Raw genomic sequence first — 24,166 nt, 5'->3', positions numbered from 1 at the left:
TCTCCCGTTCCGGTTCTAGTCAAAAATCGTTTCGTCCAGCATGCCCAGCAGAAGCCCGGCGGCGGTTATCGCGGTCGTCCAGCCGCTTTCGATGCAGTAAGGCCCCCAGCCCGTATCGCCGTTGTTGCCGAAATACTCCATCCGCTCCAGATCGAGCGCCCGCATCCAGCCTCCGTGAAACCGCGGGTCCCCGCTCGAAATCTGAATCCGGCACAAGAAACGCTCCAGCCCCCGGTACAGGTCGAGGTAAGTTTCGTCTCCCGTCGCCTTCCATGCTTCCCAGGCGTTCATAAGCAGGAAATTGTTCGTGTACAGCTGGTCGGCTATGCCCTCGCCGTTATGAATGTAGACGCCGGCATCCTCCAGACCGAAGCGGTCCGGGTCGGGATTATCCGCTTCTTCGATGCCGCCGGATTCGTGCCGGTGAGTAAGCAAATAATCGGCGATTCCGCGCAAGCCTTCGGCGATTTCACCGGTTTCGTCCCGCTTGGCCAAATAGCCGAGCGGAAGCGTGAACCGCGTCAGCCCCGACGTGCGGCTGTACATGAATTCCAGCTCGTCCGGATGCCGCAGCATATAAAGCGACCCCCTCATGGCGGTATCCAGGTAGCGGGCCTCCCCGGTCACGAGATAAGCCTGGATAAAAGCCGTGTGCGCCATGCTTTCGAAATGCGGGTTAAGGCTGACTTTAAGCTCGGCCGCTATACGCCCCCGGCCCATATCCCGGAGCTGCGCTCCCGTCATAACGTTCGCCCGCAGGCCGTTTTCGTGCTGGGTAGCCAGAAGGCCCTCCGCAACGAGCAGCCCCCTCCTCCGGTATTCTTCGCGGCCGGTACGGCGGTACAGGTACAGCAGCACCGTGCACACCCAGGCGTTGTCGTCCGTAAAGATCTGATCGGGCTTATCCCCCGGATAATCGAACCATTTATAAAAACCGTAAGTCGCCGATTCGGAGTCCATATCCTGGTAGCCCGCCTCGAACAAATAGCCGAGCAGATTATGCGAGGCTTCTTCCCAGCGGGCTTGACCGGAAGCTTTGCCGTACAAATAAAACATCAGCGCGGCATGGGCGTGGCAATCCGGGCGTCTGTCGGAGGACAAGCGGGCCGTTACGGAATGAATATTTTCGAGGATGCCCGCGGAGCCGTCTTTTTCCGGGAGAACGCCCGAGTCCGTAAACCAGCTCACGCTGTTTTCGACGGCTTTATCCGCAGTCGTGCCGCAGGACAGTTCCATTACGGGCGCCGGCGCCTTGAAAGGAATGCCGGTCTCTGCGGCAAGCGAGCCGATCACCGCCGACCAGTCCGCATAAGGCCGGAGAGCGGCGGGCTCACGGCTGGAGAAGAGCGAGAACGCGCAGTAAACGACCGCGCCTTCGCCCAGTTTCCGTATGCTCAGCCCCGGATAATCCCGTCCGGCACCCGATCCCCGAAGCGCCTGCCGGGTGTCTTTGTAGGCGCCGATTTCCAGCTTGCTCTCCGCTTCCACGCCGAATCCGTACGCCATCGCGCCGTCCCACTCCAGCAGGCTTCCTTCCGGCAGGACGCCGTCTCCCGCGGCGTAACGAAGCTTTTCCATCGTGCGTCGGCTTTTCGGAAAATCCTGCTTCCAGCCCAGCAGCCGGGAGCTGGAAAAATCGTATGCGCTGAGTAGCTCCGCATACAGCCTTCCCCCGCCGGATACGTAATTCCACAGGATATCGCACTGCTCGCGGGTCAGGGCGGTTTCGTCGTCGATCCGGGAAGAGCCGATCAGCAGGACGGCATCGTAGTCTTCCAGTCCGCCGGCCGGGAAAGCTTCGAAAGGAAACACACGGCTTCCGGACACAATCTCTCTTGCTAACGGCTCTGCGGTAAAAACGGCAGTTTTCATCGGTAACCCTCCATAGGTGCATTATGATTTATGAAAACGGTAAAAGAGAAAGCGCCGTCCGCTAAAGAGCGGACAGCTTATTCTCCCATTCCTTCCTTAAGACGGCGGCATCGTCCGCCAAAATCCGTCCGGCGGACGGCGTTATTTCATTTCCGGCGCCTTTCTCAAGCTTTTTACCGAAATTATCGAGCTGATGCAGCGCCTGCTTGTATCGACCGGCTTCCTCGTGGCGGGCCGCCTGCTTCACGGCCTGCAGGAGCTGCCCCGCAAGGCCCGCCTGAAGCTCGCCGGATTTCTCCAGAGCGGCGACCGTGCCCGCAAGCGAGCCGGAAGTGACTCCGACGCGAACGGTTAGCGGGCCGGTGCTCAGGACGGCGCCGTGAAGCGTGACGACCGCTCCGAGCTGCGCCGTCCCTGCCTTTTGCGCGGTCACCGTTCCTTCGCCGTCGACGGAGGCCACTGCGGGGTCCGTTGACGTGTAGCTGACGGAAGCCCCCGTCAGATTGGCGGGCAGACTGTTAGCAAGCGTCACTTTGACGGACAGCCGTGCCGTCTCCCCGCGGGTCAGCTCGCTTTTATCGGCCAGCAGCTCCGCTTCAGTCGGCAGCACGGGAAGCCGGTACAGCCGGGAGCCCTGGGTGTAGTAGACGCTTCCGTCCAGGCCGAGCGTCATCAGGTTGACGGTACCCTCGGCAAGCGTCTGCGAGCGCAGGGTGGCGGGTTCGACCACGGTCAGCTTGCGGCCGAGCGTCGTGTACAGCAGCCCGTCTTGTCCCCAGCGCAGATAGAAGGGACGGTATTTGCTGCTTCCGAAGGTCGTCGGATAGACGACGCGGCTTTTGACGATTTCGTACGTGTCCGGATTCATGGCGAAAATCGTGCCGTCGACCGCTCCCCATAGCAGTCCGTCCGGACCGAAGGAAAGCTCTCCGATCGTCTGGAGCGGTACGTCCAGCCCCGGTATGACAGGGGTGAATTCTTTTATTTTTTTGCGCGAGGCGACGTCAAAAACAAATAGTTTCGCATTCTTCTCGACGGGATTTACGCCCAGCCCTCCGACGACGGACGTGCTTCCGTACAGCTTGCCGTCCCGGTAAGCGAGGCCGTATATGCTCTGATTTTCGACGATATTGCGGTAAGTCTCGTAGACGGCCCCGGTCACGGCTTCGTCCGTTTCCTTCGTCTGATCGACGATTGTCAGGGCGCCGCCCAGCTTGCCGTAGCTCGGGAACGTGCCGATAAACAGCTTCCCGTCCCCGCCTGCCATCGCAAACGGACGGTCCTGATCGTCCCCGATATCCGCGTACAGACCCGGATTTCCGGCACCGTATTCGCTATATTCCGGAGGAAGCGCCGGATCGTAGCGGTATACCTTGCCGCCGGGATACGTCCCGAAGTACGTTTTTCCGCCGAACGGGTAGATCCCTTCCGACTGATGAAACGCCTTGTTCGTGTACGTATACGTTTGAGAAGCTTCATTGAAAATGCTCAGTCCGCGCTGATACCCCCCGGCGTATATATTGCCGTCCCCGTCTCCCGCGGCAAGCGCATTGACGGATACGCCCTGTGCGTCGACTTCCGGGAAATGCAGGCTGTAGCCGCCGTCCACCGGATTATAGAAGAAAGAATCCGTAAAAGCCGCCATACCGGCCAAAACCGTCTGACCGGCCTTCTCTCCCTGCTTTAGGGTGATCCAGGCATGCTTCTTGACCGCCGTGTCCGCCGGAAGCTCCGGAATGCCTTCCACTTTAGCCGCCGCGTTCGCTTTCAAATCGTAGGTATACAGCTCGCCCTGGAGCTTGTAATAGATCAGATCGGGATTAAACGGCGAGGGAGGTGAAATTTTGCTCTGGTAAGTCAGCGTATTCACCAGCACTTCCGTTTCTTCGTCCACGATATACAGCTTGGAGCCACCGTTGATGAAAAGCTTGCCCCCGTAAATGTCAATCTCCGCGATCGTGCCGCTCTCGCCGGAAACCGGAAGCGGAATCTCCTTCTTCTCCCCCGTCTGCCGGTCGTATCGGATCACGTGAGCCTTCGTGCCAATGCCCGCATACACGTACTTATCCGTCACTCCCAGTCCCCGGGCGTACTGCTGCCCCTCCATCATGGAGCCGAGGTCCCGGAAGGCGCCGCTGGCGGTGTCGTATTCGAATACCTTGCTGCGGGGGTAAGTGGCTCCGTAAATTTTGCCGTCGGAGCTCGCCTTCAGGTCCCACACGAATTTGTCGGACGGGTTAACGCCTACGACGTCCAGCCGCTTCGCGTCCGGCGAGTACCGGTACAGCTTGCCGTCGTTCGTTCCGGCCAAATAAACGCTGCCGTCCGGGGCCGTCGTCATCGCCCATACCACGTCGGAGCCCGGAAGCGGCGCCGAAAATTTCCGCGCTCCGCTCTCCGCATCGACCGCGTAGAAAACCGCGGGCGATCCCGTCACGGCGATGTACTGCTCGCTCCGGCCCGAGGCATCCTGCCCGTAAGCCGCTGCCTGGGCAAGCGGAATTTTGACCGCCTCGCCCAAATCTACCGGCGCTCCGAAGTGCAGAGGCAGCGGCTCTTCCGGCGCTATCTGCCGCAGCGCGAACTCGACTGCGTCCACGTAGGCTTTTGCCGTTCCCGCCGCGCCCATATAGAACCAGATTTCGGCCTTGACTGCGCCTTCCGGAGCCTTTCCCTCGAGCGTGAGCGCTTCCCACTTGCCCGGTGTATTGGCCAGCGCCGTCGCGCTGGGCGTAACTTCCTTACCCGTCTCGCCGAAGAACTTGATATACGCCCGCACGCTCGTCTGGGCCACGTAAATCCGGGCCGAAAGGCGGTATGTCTCTCCGGCCGTAACCGGGATAGCGGAACTGATCAGCGCGAGAGACTGCGAAGCGCTGTTATCGTCGAGCAAAAAGCTATGGACGCCCGCATAAGCCCGTTCGCCGGTAACTCCGGTCGCATTGCCTGCCGGAGCAGCGGCCGGAACCGTTTTCCAGCCCGGAACCGCGGTGCCCGAAACAGGCTCTTCGAATCCGGCGTTGATTACGGGAATCGCCTCATAGGTCGCTTCTTCCGCCGCGTCCGCGGTCCCTGACGGGACATAAAACGCCGTGAAGAGAAGTGCCAGAACCAGACTGAGTGAGATCAAGCGCTTATAAGGATGCATGATGTCCTCCTGACATATAGGTAGTAAGTGCCTTTTCACCCGGCAAGCGGAAAGAAACCCGGGGCGGCGAAAACGCGCGCCCCTCCCGACCGGTGTCCTGCAAACGCGCGTGCGGCGCTCCTCGACTGCGGTCATCCGCATGCGAATTCCGCCGAAGTCCGGCAAAGGCCGGAATCCCTTTTACTTAAAAACGGGCATACGAATACGAGCTTACGTCTCTTTGTTTAAGCCATGCCGTCAAGCTTGGACGGATCGATTTCGCCTTCCATCCGCCCGCCTGCTGCGAACCGGGCCCATTCGTCCACGATAAAATGCCCGATCGCCAGGAGCCCGTTGTTCACGGCTCCCGCGATATGCCCCGTCAGCATGACGTTCGGAAGCGTCATGAACGGGTGATCCCGGCGGGGCGGCTCCTCCTCGGTGACATCGAGAATCGCCCGTAACCGGCCGCGCCGCAGCTCGCGCGCCAGCGCTTCCTCGTCGATCAGCGATCCCCTCGACAGGTTGATAAGCGCCGCGCCGTCCTTCATCGCACCCAAACGCTCCCCGTTCAGCATCCGGTAGGTTGCGGGGATTTCCGGAGCGAGCAGAGTCACCACGTCGGCCCGTGCGAGCAGCTCTTTCAGCGGAACCAGTTCCGCTCCGGCCGCCGCAGCCTGCTCTGCCGTGTAGGACGGGTCCGCCAGCAGAACCTTCACCTGAAAATGGCGGAGCAGGCTCAAGTAATGCCGTCCGGCGTTGCCTCCGCCGATAACGCCGACGACCGACCCGTACATTTCCCGGACGGAATCGCGTACGGGGTCTTTGCGGACGTTCCACCAGCCGCTCCGTTTCGTCTCTTCGGCCACCTGCACGATGTTCTTCATCGCCATGATCGTCAGGCCGAGGGCCGTTTCGCCGACGCCCCTCCCGAGAACGGCCGCGCCCGACGTGACGCGGATGCCGCGCTCCCAGACCTCCGGCGGCACCACCGCTTTCACGGAGCCTGCGGCGTGAAGGACCGCCTTAAGGTCCGGCGCTCCCTCCAGCAGGGCCGCATCCAGCCTCGGGCATCCCCACGAGGTGATGACTGTCTCGGCCCCGCGCATCAATTCGGCCGCTTCCGCCGGGTTTGCGTCGGTTTCTTCGCTCCGGAAGACCAGCTCCGCTCCCAGGTCTTCCAGCCTGCGGAGCTCGGCCGGCTCGAATACGCGGTCCGCTACTCTTTTGCCCATCAGGAATACCGTTTTCATGCTATCGACCTCGCTGTTCGTGTGTATAGTCAATGGACTTGACGCTGTCTGACCGGGGCCGAACCGTACAGGCCCTGATAATCCGACGGCGTCAGTCCGGCGATTTTTTTGAATGCTTTGCTGAACGAATGAATCGACTGGTAGTGCAGCTTCTCCGCTACGCCGGTTACGGTCGTCCGACCGGTCTGCAGCAGCCGCATCGCCTTCAAAATCCGCTTGCGGGTCCAGTAGCTCTGCAGCGATTCCCCCATTTCCAGCCGGAACACATGGGAAAGATGGGAATAGCTGTAGCCGAGCACGCCGGCAAGCTGGCTCAGCTCCCGGATTTCCAGCAGGGAGTGGTCCAAGAAAGCGACCGCCTGATACGCGAGCTCTTTCCGGCTGGCCGCGGGTACAAACGCACTATCGTTGGCAGCGTTTACATGAGCGCGTTTCGTCCGGCACAGAGCGACGGCGATCTGCTGCAGATAGCTTTCGGCCATCGCCTTCGTGTAGCTGTCTTTGAAGCCGATTTCCTTCTGCAGTCCGAGCAGCAGCTCCTCCAGAGTCCCGTCATCTTTACGAACGGGAGAGCCGTCTGCCTCAGCGCATCCGGAAGATTTTTCTTCCAGTCCGAATTTGCCGGACGTATCCCGGAAGCGCATCGTCAGAAGCCGGATCGGCCCGGGCGAAGTATCGAGCTTCCAGCTTCCTCCCGGAGCGGCCAGGATGAACTCGCGTTCCCCGAAGGAAGCCGGCCGGCCCTCCCATACGAGCGTTCCTCTGCCGGAAAGCGCATAGAGCAAGGTGAAGCTTTTCGTTTTCTCCGGAAATGCCTGAAGCTCCTTATGAAAGCAGCTGTCGCGGACCTGTTCCAGCACAAAATTCCCCAAAGTCATCGGACGTTCCAAATGCCATCTGTCAAAACCGGTTTCAGCCGCCAGTCCGGCGCGTTGAAAGGAATGCAAAGATACCCCCTCCTTCCTCCCTATTGTCTCCCGGGGGGCAGGCCGGTCGTAAGGCTTTGATCTTATGAAAATAAGGAATATCTTAAGCTATTTTCCCAGGGGCAAAAACTAAAAACAGCTCCCGGATAAATCCGGAAGCTGTTTTGTTCTAATGCCTTTTTTATTTCTTGGATTTCGCGTACCAGTCCTGGAGCGCTTTCAGCATATCGCTGCCGCCTTGACTCTTGAACTGCTGGACAAAGTTGTCGTAGCCGGATAGGCTCTCCGCTCCCGCCATTACTTTGATGATATAGTCCGTCTCCATTTTGGTCAGCTTCTGGAGGTTGTTCGCCACAACTTCCATCGGAGGCGCCAGCAGGGTCGGGTCTTTGCGGGAAACCGGCGCCTGCTTCTGCATCTCCTCGAAGGACGAGGCGACGAGAGGATCTTTACGGACGCGGACAAGCCACATTTCTTCATACGCCTTGGCATCGGTGCTTGTCATAAACCAGTCGGAGTTGTTGCGCTCCTCCGTAAATTTCGGAAGGATCGGCGACATCGCGCCCTTCTCGTCCTTCTTGTAATGGACGCCCTCCTGGCCGATCGCAAGCTCCTTGAACGTTTCAGGCTGGATTTTCAGGTTCAGGTATTTCATCGCTTCTTCCTTGTTTTTCGACGCTTTCGGAATGGCGATATACCAGCTTACCCCGCCGCCCTGAATCCAGTTCTCCGTTTTGCCGTCCTTGCCCTTAAGCGACGGAATGAAAGCGAGCTTGGAGTCGGGGTATACCTTGTTCAGACCGGCTACCAGCGTCGGAGGAGATGCGAAGTCCGTCTCCATGATGGCGGCTTTGCCCGACGTGAACTTTTCTTTGGCGGTCGCGGCTTTGTTCACCGGCCATTCGGAGTCGATCAACCCCTCCTTGTAGAGCTTGTTCATAAAGGCCAGATATTCCTTCATGCCCGGGTCGTCCAGACGATGCCGGATGCTGCCCGTTTCATCGTCGAACGGCGAGGAAATTCCGAAGGCGCCGGCGATTTCATAAATGACGCTCTGTACCTGGGAGCCGGTCAGCGGAATAATATTTTTCTTTTCCTTGATCAGCTTGAGCAGGTCGTAAAATTCGTCGATCGTGGCCGGCACCTTCGCGCCGAGCTCGTCAAGCAGCCCTTGGCGGATCACCAGCTCGTTGCCGACGAAGGCGCGCGGGTGCTTCTCCGGGATGCCGTAGATTTTGCCGTCGACCTTGGCGTTGTCGTAAGCGTCCTGCGGAGTCGAGGTCAGCAGGGTGGGCCCGTACTTCTTGAGAAGATCGTCAAGCGGTTCCAGCGCGCCCTGCGAGGCGAGGCGGTTATACTGGGATGCCGACAGTTTCAGAATGTCGTACGGCTCTTTGTTAGCGATAAGCAGATTCAGCTTGTCGTCGGGATTTTCAACAGGCAGCGTCTCGTACTTGACTTTGTAGCCTGTTTTTTCCTCCAAAAATTTCGCAACCGGATCGGTGTTCGGATCGAAGTTGCTCTTCTGGAACCCGAGCATGCGAAGCTCGGGCTTCTGTGCGGATTCTCCTCCGGATGCCGCGCCCCCCGTTTCTGTTTTGGACGGGCTGCAGCCTGCCAGTAATGAAAGCGCTAACGTAAGACTCATGATTCCGGTAGCTAGTTTTTTCATATGTCCTCCCCCATGAATATGAAATGCTGTTCGGCTTGTGAGATCACTATAGCACGGCCCGATTTTAAAGTATTTGTCGCAAGATGCTCTGGCGGTTGTCCAAAGTGGTTATTCTCTCCCGGTCCGCCCTTGCGCCGGTCCCCCTGAGTGCCGCCCTGCCCGCTATCCGCTATCCTGATCGCTGTCCCGATCAGCGCTCCGGCCGCGGTCCTTGCCGCCGCTTTGGTCCCCGCTCCCGTCTCCGCCTTGGCCGGTTTGATCCGGCATATCGCAGGGAATCGCCGGGAAGACGACGGTTACTCTCGTGCCGACGCCGGGCTCGCTTTCATAGTGCAGCCCGTATTCCTCGCCGTAATAAAGGCGGATTTTCTGCACCACGTTGTGCACGCCGTAACCGCCGCTTCCCGACTGCGATTCCAGCGTAATGCGCCGGATCTGCTCGTCCGTCATGCCGGTCCCGTCGTCCTCGACGACGAAGCGGACAAGGTCTCCGTCGCGCCTGCAGATAATCCGGATGCGGCCCCGCTTCTCTTCTTTTTCCCGGATGCCGTGCAGAATCGCGTTTTCGACGAGCGGCTGAAGCACCAGCTTCACGGTCGAAATGTCGTCCAGCCCTTCGCCTATTTCGAAGCTGTAGTCGATCCGCCCGGAAAAACGCCGGTTCTGGATATCGAGATACGTGCGGACATGCTCGATCTCGTCCCGGATGCAGATGATATCCCGCCCCTTGCTCAAGCTGAGACGGAAAAATTTCGCGAGCCGGCCCACAATTTCGCTGATGTCCTGCGCTTTATGCTTCATCGCCATCCAGTGGATCAGCTCCAGCGTATTGTACAGAAAGTGCGGATTGATCTGTGCCTGAAGCGCTCTCAGCTCCGCGCTCTTCTTGGCCACCTCCGCCTGGTACTTCTCCCGGATCAGGTCCCGCATGCTCTCGCTCATCCGGTTAAAATGCTGCTGCAGCTTTCCGACTTCGTCGGTGCTGTCGATCCGCATTTTCAGGTTCCACTTCTCCGCTTCGATATTGCCCACGTGGCGGATCAGCAGCCGGATGCGGCGCGTAATGCCTCTCGACACGCCGAAAGCGGTCAGTACGGCCAGCACGGTGACGACGATAAACAGGAGGATCAAATATTTCGCGAGCTGGCTGCTTTGCGCCAGAATCTCCTCTTGGGGAATGACGGCGACCAGCCGCCAGTTCGTTCCCTCGACCTGCTTCTGGATGAGAATCGAACCGGCCTTCCCGCCGGTTTTCAGCATTTTGATCGCGCTGGACGTTCCCGAAATCGCCTGCAGCTCTTTCTGCTGCTCGAGCGGTTTGCCGAGCCTAGATTTGTCGGCAGCCGAGATCACCTTGCCATCGTCATCGAGCAGGTAGACTTGCCCCTTATGCGTAATGTTCGTCCGCTCGATAATTTCGCTGATCGAATTTTCGGCAATGTCGATCGCCAGCACGCCGAGCCAGCTTCCGCTGAAATCGTAATCCTGAAGCGGCCGGATGCACGATACGATATTTTGCAGCCCCCGGGCGTCGCCGTAATCGTGCGCATAGGTCGGACGGCAGTAGATGCTCTGCTGGTTGTCCGCCATCTCGGTGTACCACGGCTCGCCGCGGATTTTGGACAAGCTCAGGATCGAGCTGTTTTCCTTGGAGAAAATGCCCTCGCTTTCGACGAACAGGCGGATGCTGTAGATTTCCCGGCTGTTTTGCCCGGAGCGGATAATGTCCAGCAGCGTCTGGTAATCATCGATCTGCTCTTTGAGCGAGTAGCCCGGCCCTTTTTTCTTCAAAATATCGTTCAGGGTCCGGTTCATATACAAAATGCTGGAAACATCCTTCACGTTGTTCAGTTTGTAAGTAATAAACGTATTGGCCTGCTCGAACGACTGCCGCGTCGATTCCACCACCTGATCCTGAAGCATGGCGGACGTTTTCTGATAGGAGATGTAGGAAATGGTGACGGCGGGCAAAACAATCAGCAAAATGTACGTCACCAGCAGCTTCCCGCCGATATTCATATTGCGGTACAGCGAAGCGATCCGGCCCGGCATTCTCACACCGCTCCTTCTTCCGGCGAATCCCGGTATTCCGACGGGTTGCAGCCCGCCACCTTGCGGAACACCTTCGCGAAGTAATTCGCGTCCTGATAGCCTACCATTGCCGCGATTTCATACAATTTCAGCTTGCGGTCCCGGAGGAGCCGCTTCGCTTTCTTGATCCGGTAGCCCGTAATGTACTCGTTGATGGAGATGCCTTTTTCCTTTTTGAAAAGAAGGCACAAATACGTCGGCGCCAGATACACGTGGCTCGCAATCGCGGCAATGGAGACGTCTCCGCCGTAATTGTTCCGGATGTAGCGCAAAACGTCGCGGATGACGGATTTTTCGCTGCTCGTGTCATCCTGATTTTCTCTAATGATTTGAAGCCGCCGGAGCATGAAATTACGGATCGTAAACAGCTCTCCGGTAACGAAGACGGAGGTCCACAGCTCGTCGTTCTCGAAATCCCACATCGCTTCGGGGTAATTTTGCGTCATCGCCACATACCAGCGGAACAGCTTTGTTCTCACCCCGTCGATATCCGGGGAAGGATAGAGCAGCAGCTCGTTCACGCCCTGATCCAGCAGCAGCTCGGCCCCGTCGAAATCCTGACGCCGCAGCGTATCCTCAAAGTTCAGAAAATAATCCTTCTCGAATAGAAGCAGTCCTCCGCGTGGAGGCGGCTGCAGATCCCGAGCCCAGATGACGGCATGCCAGCCCCGGTAAAAATAGTATTGAAGCGCTTTCAAAGATTCGTCGTAAGATCCGCGCAGCCGGGTCAGCGACTGAAAAACGTGTCCCGCTGCCGCAGACCGGCGGCTCCGGACGTCCTCTCCGCCCCTCTCCGTCATCTTGTTGAGCCAGAGGGACACCGGCTCCAGATGCCGTTCGGATTCCAGGGCGAGGCAGGCGACCCCGATTCCGTCCACGATCCCCGCGAGGATCGGCAGCCCAAGCTCCCGGGCGCCCCTGCAGGCGTCCTCATGCCACGTGTCTTCGGCATGCTTATGCCCGAACGCGGCTGTGCAGCAGATCCAGCGACCTTCCGCCGGGAACGTGTCGTCCACGGCGCGCAGCTCCCCGCGGATGTCGGGCCACGCGGCCTCGACTTCTTCCCCGGGCTGGAGCAGACGCTTCAGAATCCGGCCGGCAAGCTCGGGGCGGCTCCGGTTCCACGCCGCCTTCATGCCCGAGAGCCGCTCCCGCTCCTCGCGCTCGCTCTTCAGCGTCTCCGACGTCGCCGCGAGCAGCTTCTGCAGTTCGTCGAGCTGGACCGGCTTTTCCAGATAGTCGACGGCCTGGAGCTTGATGGCGGACTTCAAATAATCCACATCCGAATATCCGCTGAGGAAAATGATTTTGCAGTCCGGCGCGATCTCCTTCAGGCGCCTGGCCAGCTCCAGGCCGTCCATCCGCGGCATCCTTACGTCGCACAGAAGCAGGTCCGGCGCAAGCTCCGCAAAGCGCTCCAGCGCCTGTCTGCCGTCTTCCGCCTCGCCGACGACCGCCATGCCGAATTCATCCCAAGGCACGAATTCCTTCAGGCCGCCGCGCGTCATTTCTTCGTCGTCCACCAGCATAACCCGGATCATGTAAATTCCCCCTTAGACAGTCAAATCTTTCTTTTATAGAAATTTCATGTCAGATAAATTAACGAAAATTGAAATTTCATTTTAAAGAGTATAGCAAAAATCCCCCGAATCCTCCTGTCAAAATCAGACAAAAGGATAGGGGATTTTTGGGGAAGCGTTTGGAGGTCTATCCCTTGACGGAACCGACCATGACGCCCTTGACGAAGTACTTCTGAAGGAACGGGTACACCAGCAGGATCGGAATCGTCGCCGTGACGATCGATGCCGCCTGAACGGCTTCCGGCGTTTTGTTCATATCCTGGCTGACATCGATCGCTCCGGTCAGATTCAGCACATCGTTCGTCGAAGCGATCAGCTCCTTCAAGTACAGCTGCAGCGGCTTGAGCTCCGGATCCGTGATGTAAATCATCGCGGTAAAATAACTGTTCCACAAGAGAACGGCGTAGAACAGTCCGACCGTCGCGAGCACCGGCTTCGCCAGAGGAAGCATGACGCTCCAGAGAACGCGCATATTGGACGCGCCGTCCAGCTTCGCCGATTCCTCCAGACTTTCGGGAAGGCTCTCGAAGAAATTCTTTACGATCAGCATGTAAAAAACGCTGATCAGTCCCGGGACGAAGAGTGCCCAGAACGTGTTGACCATGCCGAGCTTCTGCACGAGCAGGTACGTCGGGATGAGCCCCCCGTTAAACAGCATCGTGAAAATGTACAAGAGCAGAATCGGCTTGCGGAATTTCATCGACGGCTTGGACAGCGGGTATGCGGCCAGCACCGTCATGAAGAGGCTGAGAACCGTTCCCGCAATGGCCAGCAAAACCGTAACCTTGAACGAGTTCAAAAACTGCTTGCTGGCCAGCACGAACCGGTACGTCCCCGTCTGGAAATCAACGGGAAAAATCGTGACGCTCCCCGAGATCACCGCGGCCTCGCTGCTGAACGATTTCGCGATGAGATTCAGGAACGGAAACAGCGTGGCCAGCCCGAGCAGGATAAAGAAGACGATGTTCGCGATATAGAACATGCGCTCTCCGAAAGATTCGCGGATGCCCGCGGGCTTTGCGGCCGGATTGATTTTTGCGATCGCCATTACCAGATGCTCCTTCCGAGATATCTTCTGCACAGCGCATTTCCGCCTACGACAAGGATGAACGCGATGACCGATTCGAACAGCCCGACCGCCGTCGAGAAGCTGTAGTCGGAAGCGCCGATCCCGACACGGTAGACGTATGTGCCGATAACGTCGGAAACTTTGTAGACGACCGGGTTGTACATCACGAGAATTTGCTCCGTGCCCGCTTCGAGCATGCTGCCGATTTTCAGGATGAACATAAGGACAACCGTAGAAGCGATGCTCGGCAGCGTGATGTGCCACATTTGACGGAATTTGCTCGCCCCGTCCATTTTAGCGGCTTCGTAGAGCTGGGGATCTACCGACGAAATCGCGGCCAAATAAATGATCGTGCTCCATCCGAGCTCCTTCCAACCCTCGGTAAATACGAGCAGCGACCGGAATACGCCTTGGTCCATAAAGAACGGAATCGGCTCACCGCCGAATTTGACGATAAGCGTATTGACGATTCCTCCGTTGACGGAGAGCAGGTTGATAAACAGTCCCCCGACGATAACCCAGGAAATAAAATGAGGCAGGTAAATGACCGACTGCACGACCCGCTTGAACACCATCTGCCGGATCTCGTTAAGCAGAATCGCGACAATAATCGGCAGCGGAAACAGAAAGATCAGCTTATACAACGAAATGAGCAGGGTATTGCTGAGAACATTTAAAAATTCAGCGCTTACAAATAAGCGTTCGAAATGCTTGAGGCCGACCCAACTGCTCCCCGAGATCCCTTTGAAAATGCTGAAGTCCTGGAACGCGATAATAAGACCGTACATGGGAGTGTACTTGAACAACAGCAGAAACAGCAGCCCCGGAATGGCCATAAGATACAAATCCCAATCTTTGCGGATCGTCCGTATTGTATGCCCTTTCAAGGATTTGCTGCGGGGTGCGCTCTTGGCCGCCGCCCCCTTGGCGGTGATTGCTTTCATAAGCAGCCTTCCTTTCCGACATAAGTGAAGAGAACATTCGCCCTGCCTTTATTGTCCTACTCACCGGTGCCGTCAGAAAGGCTGTAATCTTATCAAAATAGAGAATATCTTAAGGTGTTTCCCCTTCCGCTCCGCTTAACCCGTCGCCCCCGTCTGCCTGCCGCAGCACGAAAAAAAAAGCCCATCGGCTGTACCGGGGCTTTGCCGCACGGGCCTTCTTGCTCGCTTACGCCGAAGACGGCTCCCGCGCGATAAAATAACGCAGGAAGAACAGCGGATAGACCATCAAATATAGGTTGAAGGCCCAGCCAATACACGATAAATCCGATATCCGTAACGAAAAAAAACGGCTTGAGTCCTTTCATGATGCATCCTCCGTGACGAAAACTTTTGGGAATCTCATTCATAATTCCGAGCGGTTAAGGAAACCTATACAAAATATAACAAGTTACTGGAGGCATAGACAAATGAAATCTTTCCGTAAAAGCGGCATCGCTTTGTCCGCCGTATTCGCCTGTACCCTGCTGCTCGGCGGGTGCGGCAAAACCGCTACTCCCGCGCCGTCTCCTTCGCCCTCGCCCGGCGCCGCGACTCCTTCCGCCGGAGCGGGCACACTGGACGCGATCAAATCCGCCGGAAAAATCCGCATCGGCACGGAAGGGACCTACGCTCCTTTCACGTTCCACGATAAATCCGGCAAACTGACGGGATTCGACGTGGAACTCGCGGAAGAAGTGGCGAAAAGACTCGGCGTCCAGGCGGAGTTTCAGGAAACGAACTGGAACGGCATGCTCGCCGGGCTGGATGCCAAGCGCTTCGACCTGGTAGCCAACGAGGTTTCCATCCGCGAGGACCGCAAAGAAAAGTATGATTTCTCCGACCCGTATATCGTCTCCAAAGCGGTTCTTATCGTGCGCGAAGACAACAAGGACATTACGAAACTCGCGGACCTGAAAGGCAAAAAGTCCGGGCAGTCGCTCACCAGCAACCTCGCGGAGATCGCCAAGAAGAACGGCGCGGAGATCGTCGCGATCGAAGGGTTCAACCAGGCGATCGAGCTCCTTATTTCCAAACGTATCGACGCGACCGTCAACGACAACCTGTCCTACCTCGATTTCAAAAAGCAGAAGCCCGATGCGCCGATCAAGGTCGTCGCGGAAACGACGGAAGCATCCCAGAGCGCTTTCCTTTTTAACAAAAACAACAACGATCTGGTTAAAGCCGTCAACGAAGCGCTGGCTTCCATGAAAAAGGACGGCACCTACCTGAACATTTCGAACAAATGGTTCGGAACGGACGTGTCCAAGTAACAAGCACATGACGAAACGGGGTTGAAATCGTATGTCCGAGCGCAGCGAACGGCTGCTTCACATTTTTATGGAATCGCTTTGGCCGATGCTGAAAGCGGGACTGCAGTACACGGTCACCTTGACGCTGATCTCCTTTGCGCTCGGTCTGGCCCTCGCGTTCGCGACAGCTTTGGCGAGGCTCTCTCGCTTGAGGCTTCTGGCGGGCATCGCGGCTTTCTATGTCTGGATCATCCGGGGAACCCCGCTTCTCGTGCAGCTGTTCATCATCTATTACGGCCTGCCCAGCCTCGGCTGGACCATCGATGCGTTCCCGGCCGCCGTGCTTGCTTTTACGCTGAGTGTAGGCGCGTACAGCTCCGAAATTATACGCGCCGCCATTTTGTCCGTTTCCAGAGGACAATGGGAAGCCGCCTACTCCATCGGCATGACCCGCAGGCAGGCTCTGCGCCGGATCGTTCTGCCGCAAGCCGCAAGAGTATCGGTTCCGCCGTTGTCCAATTCCTTCATCTCTCTGGTGAAGGATACGTCGCTGGCGGCTACCATTACGCTGACGGAGCTGTTCCAGATTGCCCAGCAGAGGACGGCGGCCTATTACGAGCCCATGCTGCTTTACTGCGAGGCGGCACTGCTGTATTTGCTGTTCAGCACGGTACTCACGTATGCCCAGCGGCTGCTGGAACGGCGCTTCGACCGTTACGCCGCCAGATAGGAGGCCCTTATGATCGAACTCTCCCACCTGAAAAAACAATTTCAGTCCCAGGAAGTGCTTCGCGGCATCAGCCTGAATATAGCCCGTGGCGAGACGGTCGTCGTCATCGGCCCGTCGGGCTCGGGCAAGACGACACTTCTCCGCTGCATCAATCTCCTGGAACTGCCGGATGCGGGCTCGCTTCGGATCGGTGATGCAGGACTTGACTTTAGCGGCGGCGGGAAGCCGTCTTCTCAGGACATCCTGACCCTGCGCAGGCAGACGGGCATGGTATTCCAGTCGTACGAGCTATTCCCTCACATGACCGCGCTGGCCAACGTTATGGAGGGACCCGTCACGGTACAGGGTAAGGGGGCTGCCGAGGCGCGGAGCAAGGCGCAGGAGCTGCTCGCCAAGGTAGGGCTTGGCGATAAGGCGGGGCTCTATCCCCATCAGCTGTCCGGCGGACAGCAGCAGCGCGTCGGAATCGCCCGCGCAATGGCGATGAGCCCGCTCGTCCTGCTGTTCGACGAGCCGACCTCGGCGCTTGACCCCGAGCTCGTGGGAGACGTCCTCCAGGTCATCCGGCAGCTTGCGCGCGACGGAATGACGATGGTGATCGTCACTCACGAAATGAAGTTCGCCCGCGACGTGGCCGACCGCATCGTGTTTGTGGACGGCGGGGTCATTGTCGAGGAAGGCCCTTCGGCGCAGGTGCTGGACTCGCCGTCCCATGAGCGGACTCGGCGCTTTCTGCACCGCATTTCCGGAGGCTAGCCTCGGCTGTTTTTTGATCGGAGCGTGCGGTGAGGAGTATAATGGAACGAGCAGTGTACATAAATTTATCGGAAAGGCGGGATTACCCATGAAATTGTTTGAACCGTTTACCATCCGGAACGTTACCCTTCCCAACCGGATCGTCATGTCGCCGATGTGCATGTATTCCTGCGAAAACAGGGACGGCAAAGTGACCGACTGGCACCGGACCCACTATTCCTCCAGGGCGGTCGGAGGCGCCGGACTTATTATTCTCGAAGCCTCCGCCGTGACGGAGCAGGGCCGCATCTCTCCTCAGGATCTGGGTATCTGGAGCGACGATCACGTCGAGGGGCTGCGCGAGCTGACCGGGCTGATTCACAGCCACGGCTCCAAGGCGGGCATCCAAATCGCCCACGCCGGACGCAAAGCGGAGCTTGACGGCCCTATCGTCGCACCGTCCGCGATTCCTTTCCCCGGCAGCAAGACGCCGGAAGAAATGACGACGGCGCAAATTTCCGAGACCGTCCGGGCGTTTGCCGACGCGGCCCGGAGAGCGAAAACCGCCGGGTTCGACGTAATTGAACTTCACGGCGCTCACGGCTACCTCATCAATGAATTCCTCTCGCCTCTGTCCAATCGTCGGACGGATGAGTACGGGGGAAGCAGACAGAACCGCTACCGCTTCCTGCAGGAAATCATCAGCGCCGTCAAGGAGCAGTGGGACGGCCCTCTGTTCGTCCGCGTATCGGCGGAAGAGTATGACCCGAACGGGAACAGCATTCAGGATTACGCGTTCTTCGCCTCCCTCATGAAGGAGCAGGGCGTCGATCTGATCGACTGCTCCTCCGGCGGCGTCGTTCCCGCCAAGATCGATGTCTACCCGGGCTATCAGGTGACCCTGGCCGACCAGATCAAGAACACGGCCGTCATTCCGACAGGAGCCGTAGGCCTCATTACTGGCGGCAAACAGGCCGAGGATATTCTCGAGCGCGGACAGGCCGATCTCGTTTTTATCGGCCGCGAGCTGCTGAGAGATCCGTACTGGCCCCGCACGGCGGCGCGCGAGCTCGGAGTCGAGCCGTCGTTTGCCCCGAAGCAGTACACGCGCGCCTGGTAAAGCGGCTTAAGCCGGCCGGCACCGGACTCACACGAGTCTGCTGCCGGGCCGGCTTTTTTTATGCGCGGCGTAGCTGTTCGTACGGACAAACACGAGCCCGCCGCCCTTATCATCCGCACTTAACATTGAAGAAGTCGCCGCGACAATGTATGGAACTCTATATTTTTCTAAGTCCTATGATCATGGACTTTTTACATAATTAACTTTTATCCCATATCCGTCTTACATCAATAAGTTTCCGATTGTCTAAACTTAACTTATAAATGTCAGGCATACTCAAACGTTTCCAAAATGTATAATCGAACCTTTTATCCAAGTAATTCATAATTAGCACCATGATATTACCATGAGTCCCGATTGCAATATTTTTGCCTTCGTATCGTTCCAATACTTTTTCGAGCGCTCTAACTCCCCTATCCTGGGCAACAACATTGGATTCTCCCCCTTCCCAAGAAAAAGAATACTCCTCCCATACCTTAGCTATTGCAATGTCAAAGTCATTGAGGGGTTTCTCAGATAATAACCTCTCTTTAAAGTCTTCTTCTATGACGATCTCAATACCAACTATTCCAGTTAACCCTTCAATCGTTTGTAATGCTCTTTTATATGGACTTGAAATGAGAATATCTAAACGTTGGTTCTTCAGTATTTCAGTAACTTTCCTAGCATCTTCTTTTCCACGTTCTGATAAGGGTCTATTTAATTCATCGGTAGAATAAATGGAATGAGCGTGTCGAACAAAATATAGATTTGTAATCAACTAAATCACCAACCAATCAACTTAGTATCCATCCATATTTTAACACGAGAATAAAAGTCATGTTTGTAGATCTGGAGTCACTGTCATACCTTTCCCTTTACATCCGGCTGTCCGAGGAAGAAATCATCCCCTTATAGTTAAGCTATCTATGCCTTTTTCTATATTCCATTAACCTACTAACTCCCTTATTAATTTTTTTCACCTTAATGAATCCACATTTTTCATAACACCTTATAGCCCTTATATTGGTAATATCAGGGTCTAAAACAATTACATCTACATGGTTATGTCGGGATATATAAACAATAAATTTTCTAATCATTATCGTTCCTATACCTTTGTTAAAAAGGTCAGGATAACCGATAAACTGGTCAATTCCAAATACATTTAAATTTGTGGAATACCCAAATTCTTCTTGTTTATCTCTTCATTTACTTTATAATGTTGTATAAAACCTACAGGATTGCTGTCCAGCTTAACGATATAAGGGGTTATTGGTATGTCACCATAATCCATAAAAATATATACACCCTCTACTAACCTGTCGTTTAATTCATCTACTGCCGCTCTTGGCGAAACACCTGATGCGGCACCAGAAGCCATACATCCCCCGGTTGGTAGCCCTCAGCCTTCTCCTCATAGAGGCGAGAGGGCTATTGTCAATAATTAACCGCATTATTTCAAAGTCTTTGCCAAATCTCCCGATGCTCATCTGATTCAGGCCTTGCTTTTCAAGAGGTCATGAAAATTGCCCGTCTCCACTCCCACACCTACTCACTCACGCCAATCGAGCACAAAAAAATCCCCGCCTCCCGGCAGGGACCTGATTTTACAGCTTTAGGGCAGTACAATGTCGGCCCGGTACAAGCTCTGATTCCACTTGACCTCCGCCCCGATCTTCTCGGCCGTGAAACGCAGAGGGACATACAAATAATTATCCAGCAGCTGCGGCGCCGCAGGCACCCAGTAATCCGTGCCGTTGACGCGGATATAATAACTGCCGACGGTCATGACCATCTCGACGTCACCCTTTTTCAAGGTCAGGGAATGCGCCGCGTTGTCCCATTTGTATTCGGTATTCATCGCGTTCAGCAGAGGGCGCATGGGGACCATCGTCGTCTCCCCGCCGATAAAGCCTTTGAAGCCCGCGGACAGCTGGCCGTTCACCGCAACCTGCACCTGCGGGGTCGCGTGTCTCTTCACCACAAGCGCGTTGCTCAGAGCCCGTCCGGGGGCCGTCAGCATGCTTCCGTTGGCGTACAGCCCCGAACTGGCCCCGCCGTCCATGTTCATCGCATCGGTCAAGCCCATCGAGAGCGCGATCTGCGCGAGATCGTTCATGGTCGCGCCGTTAACCGTCCCCATGACGAGTCTGCCCTGGGCATCCGCGCCCACAAAGCTGCGCATAGCGGCCTGCTTCGTGATTTTTGGATCGGTGAAGCCGTCCCGGGCAGGATCGATATCCACCTTGCCGCCGGTCACGAGCTTGGGCCCGACCCCTGTGGCGCTCTGCCACAGATCCGCTCCTTGAACGCGCTGGCCGTTCTCCGTCACTTCCAGCTTCGCCGTGACGGTGTCGCCCACATGGAGGTGCGGAAGCAGGTTGCTCATGTTGTTCGAGCTGTTTCCGATCAGACAAACGTACCCGTTATACGGCACATAAACAGCGTCCCCTGTAATGGCCGTGATAACGCCGTCCCGCACAACCACTTTCGTCGTTCCGCTTTTGCCGACGGCGGCTTTGTATTCGGGCGTAAACCAGACGACCTGGTCGGGCTGGGAATCGCCATAATCCTTATTGGTCCCCCATGGAGAAAACGTATAATCCTTACCGCCGTGAGTCGCCGTAATCGTATAGGACATCTTGAGTTTCCGGATATCCACCGTCTTGTCCGCATCGACAATCAGGGACTGGTTTTCCCCGGAATGCAGCAGCTCCCCGTCTTTCAGCATAAGGCCGTTCGGGTAACGGATCGAGGCGTCTTTTTCATACGCATTGAAAAAAGTTCCGTTCACCGCGGCGACCGCTCCCGTCCTGGCGATCATGGACGAGAAGCTCTCATCGTACCCGATGCCGCGCGAAGCCGTAACGGGCACAACCTCGAGATGCGGGTCCGTCACATCGACGCGCACCCATTTGACGGCAAAGCTTTTCCCGCCGGCGCTTACCTGCCTGCTGCCGCTTGTGACCGCATCGTCGGCAAGAGCTTGACGGGCAGGGCCAGCCGCGAACAGGATGCCGCCGATCAGCAGCGCGGCCGCTCCCGTACGCATAGCTCCTTTGGCTCCGGCGTACAAGGCATGCGGCCAAAGGTCCTTTCGGCCGCCATCCTCATTCCAAACCTCCGCTCCGGCGGCATCCGATTGCGCTTTTCGGTTGCCCGCGCCTTCCATTAAACTCCCCCGCTTACCCGACCGGGAAAAAACGTATCCTGCTATATCCAAACCGCGTCTCATGTTGTTAGGTCTCCTTTGACATTGTAATGCGGCTCCGTCCGGTTCAACCGTCAACCGGCGTCCGCTCCTGTCGAATAAAATTCGCCGCCGGACCTGCCGGATTCCTTCCCGATTCAGTCCTTCTGTTCCCCGAAAGGCCGTTTACGGTCTTTTTTCCGCAAAAGGAGCCAGCACTTTCCCGATCGGCTCCCGGATAATACAGGAAGCGTGCGAATCGTATGGAGTCGGGTCCAGGTTGATCAGGGCCAGACGGCCGCCGCGGAACCGGCCTACCATGCCTGCGGCCGGCTGAACCGTCAGCGAGGTGCCGCCGACGATCAGCAAATCGGCCGCGGCGATTTGAGCGGCCGCTTCGCCCAGCACTTCCGCATCCAGCCCTTCCTCATAGAGGACCACGTCAGGCTTGATGATGCCTCCGCACGCCGTGCAGCGGGGCACCGTCTCGATGCTTTCCATGACCGCATCCAGTCCGTAGCCTTCGCCGCAGGAGAGGCATTTGTTCCGGAGCACGGAGCCGTGCAGCTCCAGAACGCGCTTGCTTCCGGCAAGCTGGTGGAGTCCGTCGATATTCTGCGTAATGACGGCGGTAAGCTTGCCGCTGCGCTCCAGTTCCGCAAGCGCCAGATGGGCCGGGTTCGGCCTGGCCGCGGGGTGAAGCATCTCTCCCCTGTAGAAGGCGTAGAACTTCTCCGGCTCACGGATAAAAAAGCTGCGGCTCAGCATCACTTCCGGCGGATAGTCGTAGTCCGCCCCGCTGTTGTACAAGCCGCTTGAAGATCGGAAATCGGGAATTCCGCTTTCCGTAGAAGTTCCGGCACCGCCGAAGAACACGATGCGCTCGCTTTCGTCAATCAGACGGCGGAGATTTTCCGTATGGTTTTCATTTGATGGCAGTTCGCCCATTTCGAGCCCTCCCTGAATTGGAATAAGTAACCCCCGGCCATTCTCAGTCCCCGGGAATTTCGAAAGCCGTCTCCTTATTGTACCTTATTTCAGGCACCTTCCGGAAAGCGATTGCAAATATTAGGTAAAAGGAGAGGAATTCCGGTAAAGCCGGGCGAATAAGTGTGTACAAGAAAAAATCCGATTAAATCCAGTGCTTAACATTTCGAACCCGTGAAAAGGAAGGTGCCTCATGTCTCAAACGAACCCGGTTACACCGGCGCCCCTCCCTGCGAAAGGACGCAAGCTCTTTCTGTCCAGGCCCGTTCTTTCCTGGGGATTAAACGATTTGGCCAACACGATTTTCTCCTCCAACATCGTCACGTTGTTCTTCCCGTTTTACTTGACTCAGGTGATCGGCGGCGATGCGCGGATGGATCAGGTCGCCAGCACGTTCATTACGTATACCAACGCCCTCTCGGGCCTGCTCATCGTCCTGCTCAGTCCGCTGTACGGTGTCTGGATGGACCGTACCGGCCGCAAGAAAGGCCTTATGGTCCCGTTCACGCTGCTCGCGATCGGATTTACGCTGCTGATGGCATTATCGGCCAACTGGCAAAGCAGCGCCTCGTTTTTGGGGCTTCCCCTTGCCGTGGCGGGCGTCCTCTTCTTTTTCGTCATCGCCAAGTTCTTTTTCAGCTCGTCGGTCGTGTTCTATGATGCGATGATTTCGGATCTGGGAAATTCCAGGGAAATCCCGCTCATCTCGGGGTTTGGCGTCGCGCTCGGCTATATCGGTACCCTGATCGGGCTCTCCGTGTACCCGCTGGCAAGCGGGCAGCAGTATGAGCAGACCTTCCTGCCCAGCGCGCTGCTTTATCTGCTTTTTGCGCTGCCGCTTATGCTCTTCTACAAAGAGGCGGCCCCCGCACCCCGTTCCGGCGGGCAGACCGGATTTTTAAGCGGCTACAAGGAAATCGCGGCCACCTTCAAAGAAATGAAGAAATACCGGCCTATTTTCCTGTTTATGGTGGCCTACTTCTTCTTCAATGATGCCCTGCAGACCGCCATCTCCGTGATGGCCGTGTACGCCAAAACCGTGGTCGGCTTTTCAACTGTCAGGTTCCTCGTCTTGTATCTCGTGGCGACCGTTTCGAGCATATTCGGTTCCTTCGTCTTCGGCTACCTGACCCGGAAATACGGAGCCAAGCGCGCGGTCGTCTATGTCGCCCTGCTGCTGATCGTCGCCATCGGCCTGGGTACGACAGCCGTCAACGAGCCGATGTTCTGGGCGGCCGGCGTCATCTACGGGATTTCCATGGGCTCCATGTGGGTAACCTCGCGAACCTTGATCGTCGAGCTGTCGCCTCCGGACAAACGCGGCCAGTTCTTCGGGCTCTTCGCCTTCTCCGGCAAAGTGTCCTCGATTGTGGGACCGGTTCTGTACGGAACGATCACTTTGCTGCTCCAGGATCAGGGCACCTTGGCCAGCCGGGTCGCGCTCGGTTCCCTTCTGGTTATGGTCGTCATCGGCCTCATTGTGCACAAACGCATTCCGGAGCAGCACGAAACGGTTTGACCGGACAGCAAGCCCGCTCCGCTCATTTCCAATCCGGCCCTCATGCAAAAAGCAGCCCCGTACCCGGTGGACGAAACACT

At 56.9% G+C, this 24,166-nt stretch carries 20 protein-coding genes; 5 read left to right on the top strand and 15 right to left on the bottom strand.

The genetic code is table 11. From position 1 onward, the window contains the following. Positions 1 to 15: 15 nt before the first annotated feature. The 10 genes from ACI48J_RS07100 to ACI48J_RS07055 all read right to left on the bottom strand — a co-directional run bounded on the left by ACI48J_RS07100 (position 16) and on the right by ACI48J_RS07055 (position 14,847). Positions 16 to 1,872: a hypothetical protein gene (locus tag ACI48J_RS07100; protein WP_405082279.1), complete on the bottom strand. Its 1,857-nt coding sequence runs from the start codon at positions 1,870 to 1,872 to the stop codon at positions 16 to 18. A gap of 61 nt (positions 1,873 to 1,933) precedes the next feature. Beyond that, positions 1,934 to 5,020 (bottom strand): FIMAH domain-containing protein, encoded by a 3,087-nt coding sequence (locus tag ACI48J_RS07095; RefSeq protein WP_405082278.1) that lies wholly within the window; start codon positions 5,018 to 5,020, stop codon positions 1,934 to 1,936. 224 nt (positions 5,021 to 5,244) lie between these two features. Further along, the gene (locus ACI48J_RS07090; protein WP_405082277.1) at positions 5,245 to 6,252 is read right to left on the bottom strand and encodes a hydroxyacid dehydrogenase; all 1,008 of its coding nucleotides are present in this window, start codon (positions 6,250 to 6,252) and stop codon (positions 5,245 to 5,247) included. 29 nt (positions 6,253 to 6,281) lie between these two features. Beyond that, positions 6,282 to 7,199 carry a helix-turn-helix transcriptional regulator gene (locus ACI48J_RS07085; protein WP_405082276.1) on the bottom strand — a complete coding sequence of 306 codons (918 nt, stop codon included), beginning with the start codon at positions 7,197 to 7,199 and terminating at the stop codon, positions 6,282 to 6,284. A 160-nt stretch (positions 7,200 to 7,359) separates the two neighbouring features. Next, complete coding sequence (locus ACI48J_RS07080) at positions 7,360 to 8,850, bottom strand: extracellular solute-binding protein (RefSeq protein ID WP_405082275.1); 1,491 nt, start codon at positions 8,848 to 8,850, stop codon at positions 7,360 to 7,362. 162 nt (positions 8,851 to 9,012) lie between these two features. Further along, on the bottom strand, positions 9,013 to 10,902 hold the full coding sequence (locus ACI48J_RS07075; RefSeq protein WP_405082274.1) for a sensor histidine kinase: 1,890 nt from the start codon (positions 10,900 to 10,902) through the stop codon (positions 9,013 to 9,015). Between the two features lie 2 nt (positions 10,903 to 10,904). Continuing rightward, positions 10,905 to 12,482 (bottom strand): response regulator, encoded by a 1,578-nt coding sequence (locus ACI48J_RS07070; protein ID WP_405082273.1) that lies wholly within the window; start codon positions 12,480 to 12,482, stop codon positions 10,905 to 10,907. A gap of 166 nt (positions 12,483 to 12,648) precedes the next feature. Continuing rightward, the gene (locus tag ACI48J_RS07065; RefSeq protein ID WP_405082272.1) at positions 12,649 to 13,569 is read right to left on the bottom strand and encodes a carbohydrate ABC transporter permease; all 921 of its coding nucleotides are present in this window, start codon (positions 13,567 to 13,569) and stop codon (positions 12,649 to 12,651) included. Continuing rightward, positions 13,569 to 14,534, bottom strand: coding sequence for an ABC transporter permease subunit (locus ACI48J_RS07060; RefSeq protein ID WP_326050877.1), 966 nt, complete (start codon positions 14,532 to 14,534; stop codon positions 13,569 to 13,571). The genes ACI48J_RS07065 and ACI48J_RS07060 overlap by 1 nt, the downstream gene beginning before the upstream one ends. 226 nt (positions 14,535 to 14,760) lie before the next feature. Further along, on the bottom strand, positions 14,761 to 14,847 hold the full coding sequence (locus ACI48J_RS07055; protein ID WP_326050889.1) for a hypothetical protein: 87 nt from the start codon (positions 14,845 to 14,847) through the stop codon (positions 14,761 to 14,763). A 154-nt stretch (positions 14,848 to 15,001) separates the two neighbouring features. Between ACI48J_RS07055 and ACI48J_RS07050 the strand changes: the two genes are divergently transcribed. From ACI48J_RS07050 to namA, 4 genes are all read left to right on the top strand, one after another. Continuing rightward, positions 15,002 to 15,844 (top strand): amino acid ABC transporter substrate-binding protein, encoded by an 843-nt coding sequence (locus ACI48J_RS07050; RefSeq protein WP_326050875.1) that lies wholly within the window; start codon positions 15,002 to 15,004, stop codon positions 15,842 to 15,844. A 31-nt stretch (positions 15,845 to 15,875) separates the two neighbouring features. Then, positions 15,876 to 16,553 carry an amino acid ABC transporter permease gene (locus ACI48J_RS07045; RefSeq protein WP_326050873.1) on the top strand — a complete coding sequence of 226 codons (678 nt, stop codon included), beginning with the start codon at positions 15,876 to 15,878 and terminating at the stop codon, positions 16,551 to 16,553. Positions 16,554 to 16,562: 9 nt separating this feature from the next. Next, positions 16,563 to 17,309, top strand: coding sequence for an amino acid ABC transporter ATP-binding protein (locus ACI48J_RS07040; RefSeq protein ID WP_405082271.1), 747 nt, complete (start codon positions 16,563 to 16,565; stop codon positions 17,307 to 17,309). An 88-nt stretch (positions 17,310 to 17,397) separates the two neighbouring features. After that, positions 17,398 to 18,408, top strand: coding sequence for an NADPH dehydrogenase NamA (namA, locus tag ACI48J_RS07035; protein WP_405082270.1), 1,011 nt, complete (start codon positions 17,398 to 17,400; stop codon positions 18,406 to 18,408). A gap of 199 nt (positions 18,409 to 18,607) precedes the next feature. Here namA and ACI48J_RS07030 read toward each other — a convergent pair whose 3' ends face one another. From ACI48J_RS07030 to ACI48J_RS07010, 5 genes are all read right to left on the bottom strand, one after another. Then, positions 18,608 to 19,168 (bottom strand): histidine phosphatase family protein, encoded by a 561-nt coding sequence (locus ACI48J_RS07030; protein WP_326050869.1) that lies wholly within the window; start codon positions 19,166 to 19,168, stop codon positions 18,608 to 18,610. Positions 19,169 to 19,310: 142 nt separating this feature from the next. After that, positions 19,311 to 19,502: a GNAT family N-acetyltransferase gene (locus ACI48J_RS07025; protein WP_405083190.1), complete on the bottom strand. Its 192-nt coding sequence runs from the start codon at positions 19,500 to 19,502 to the stop codon at positions 19,311 to 19,313. Positions 19,503 to 19,555: 53 nt separating this feature from the next. Continuing rightward, positions 19,556 to 19,771: a hypothetical protein gene (locus ACI48J_RS07020; protein WP_405082269.1), complete on the bottom strand. Its 216-nt coding sequence runs from the start codon at positions 19,769 to 19,771 to the stop codon at positions 19,556 to 19,558. Positions 19,772 to 20,005: 234 nt separating this feature from the next. Beyond that, on the bottom strand, positions 20,006 to 21,625 hold the full coding sequence (locus ACI48J_RS07015; protein WP_405082268.1) for a phosphodiester glycosidase family protein: 1,620 nt from the start codon (positions 21,623 to 21,625) through the stop codon (positions 20,006 to 20,008). Between the two features lie 141 nt (positions 21,626 to 21,766). Next, a complete protein-coding gene (locus ACI48J_RS07010; protein WP_405082267.1) occupies positions 21,767 to 22,528 on the bottom strand; it encodes an NAD-dependent protein deacylase in 762 nt (253 codons plus the stop codon). A 232-nt stretch (positions 22,529 to 22,760) separates the two neighbouring features. Here ACI48J_RS07010 and ACI48J_RS07005 point away from each other — a divergent pair, with 232 nt between their 5' ends. After that, positions 22,761 to 24,086 (top strand): MFS transporter, encoded by a 1,326-nt coding sequence (locus ACI48J_RS07005; RefSeq protein WP_326050862.1) that lies wholly within the window; start codon positions 22,761 to 22,763, stop codon positions 24,084 to 24,086. Positions 24,087 to 24,166 lie beyond the last annotated feature (80 nt).

It is taken from the genome of Paenibacillus chitinolyticus, assembly GCF_045038035.1.
GTDB classification, from domain to species: Bacteria; Bacillota; Bacilli; order Paenibacillales; family NBRC-103111; genus Paenibacillus_F; species Paenibacillus_F chitinolyticus_A.
This window is presented reverse-complemented; position numbering and strand designations above follow the sequence as displayed.

Coding starts and splice junctions, on each gene's coding strand:
- namA (WP_405082270.1), top strand. CDS start 17,398: ATGAAATTGTTTGAACCGTTTACCATCCGGAACGTTACCCTTCCCAAC.
- ACI48J_RS07065 (WP_405082272.1), bottom strand. CDS start 13,569: ATGGCGATCGCAAAAATCAATCCGGCCGCAAAGCCCGCGGGCATCCGC.
- ACI48J_RS07095 (WP_405082278.1), bottom strand. CDS start 5,020: ATGCATCCTTATAAGCGCTTGATCTCACTCAGTCTGGTTCTGGCACTT.
- ACI48J_RS07010 (WP_405082267.1), bottom strand. CDS start 22,528: ATGGGCGAACTGCCATCAAATGAAAACCATACGGAAAATCTCCGCCGT.
- ACI48J_RS07050 (WP_326050875.1), top strand. CDS start 15,002: ATGAAATCTTTCCGTAAAAGCGGCATCGCTTTGTCCGCCGTATTCGCC.
- ACI48J_RS07090 (WP_405082277.1), bottom strand. CDS start 6,252: ATGAAAACGGTATTCCTGATGGGCAAAAGAGTAGCGGACCGCGTATTC.
- ACI48J_RS07060 (WP_326050877.1), bottom strand. CDS start 14,534: ATGAAAGCAATCACCGCCAAGGGGGCGGCGGCCAAGAGCGCACCCCGC.
- ACI48J_RS07075 (WP_405082274.1), bottom strand. CDS start 10,902: ATGCCGGGCCGGATCGCTTCGCTGTACCGCAATATGAATATCGGCGGG.
- ACI48J_RS07015 (WP_405082268.1), bottom strand. CDS start 21,625: ATGAGACGCGGTTTGGATATAGCAGGATACGTTTTTTCCCGGTCGGGT.
- ACI48J_RS07100 (WP_405082279.1), bottom strand. CDS start 1,872: ATGAAAACTGCCGTTTTTACCGCAGAGCCGTTAGCAAGAGAGATTGTG.
- ACI48J_RS07020 (WP_405082269.1), bottom strand. CDS start 19,771: ATGGCTTCTGGTGCCGCATCAGGTGTTTCGCCAAGAGCGGCAGTAGAT.
- ACI48J_RS07070 (WP_405082273.1), bottom strand. CDS start 12,482: ATGATCCGGGTTATGCTGGTGGACGACGAAGAAATGACGCGCGGCGGC.
- ACI48J_RS07040 (WP_405082271.1), top strand. CDS start 16,563: ATGATCGAACTCTCCCACCTGAAAAAACAATTTCAGTCCCAGGAAGTG.
- ACI48J_RS07045 (WP_326050873.1), top strand. CDS start 15,876: ATGTCCGAGCGCAGCGAACGGCTGCTTCACATTTTTATGGAATCGCTT.
- ACI48J_RS07080 (WP_405082275.1), bottom strand. CDS start 8,850: ATGAAAAAACTAGCTACCGGAATCATGAGTCTTACGTTAGCGCTTTCA.
- ACI48J_RS07005 (WP_326050862.1), top strand. CDS start 22,761: ATGTCTCAAACGAACCCGGTTACACCGGCGCCCCTCCCTGCGAAAGGA.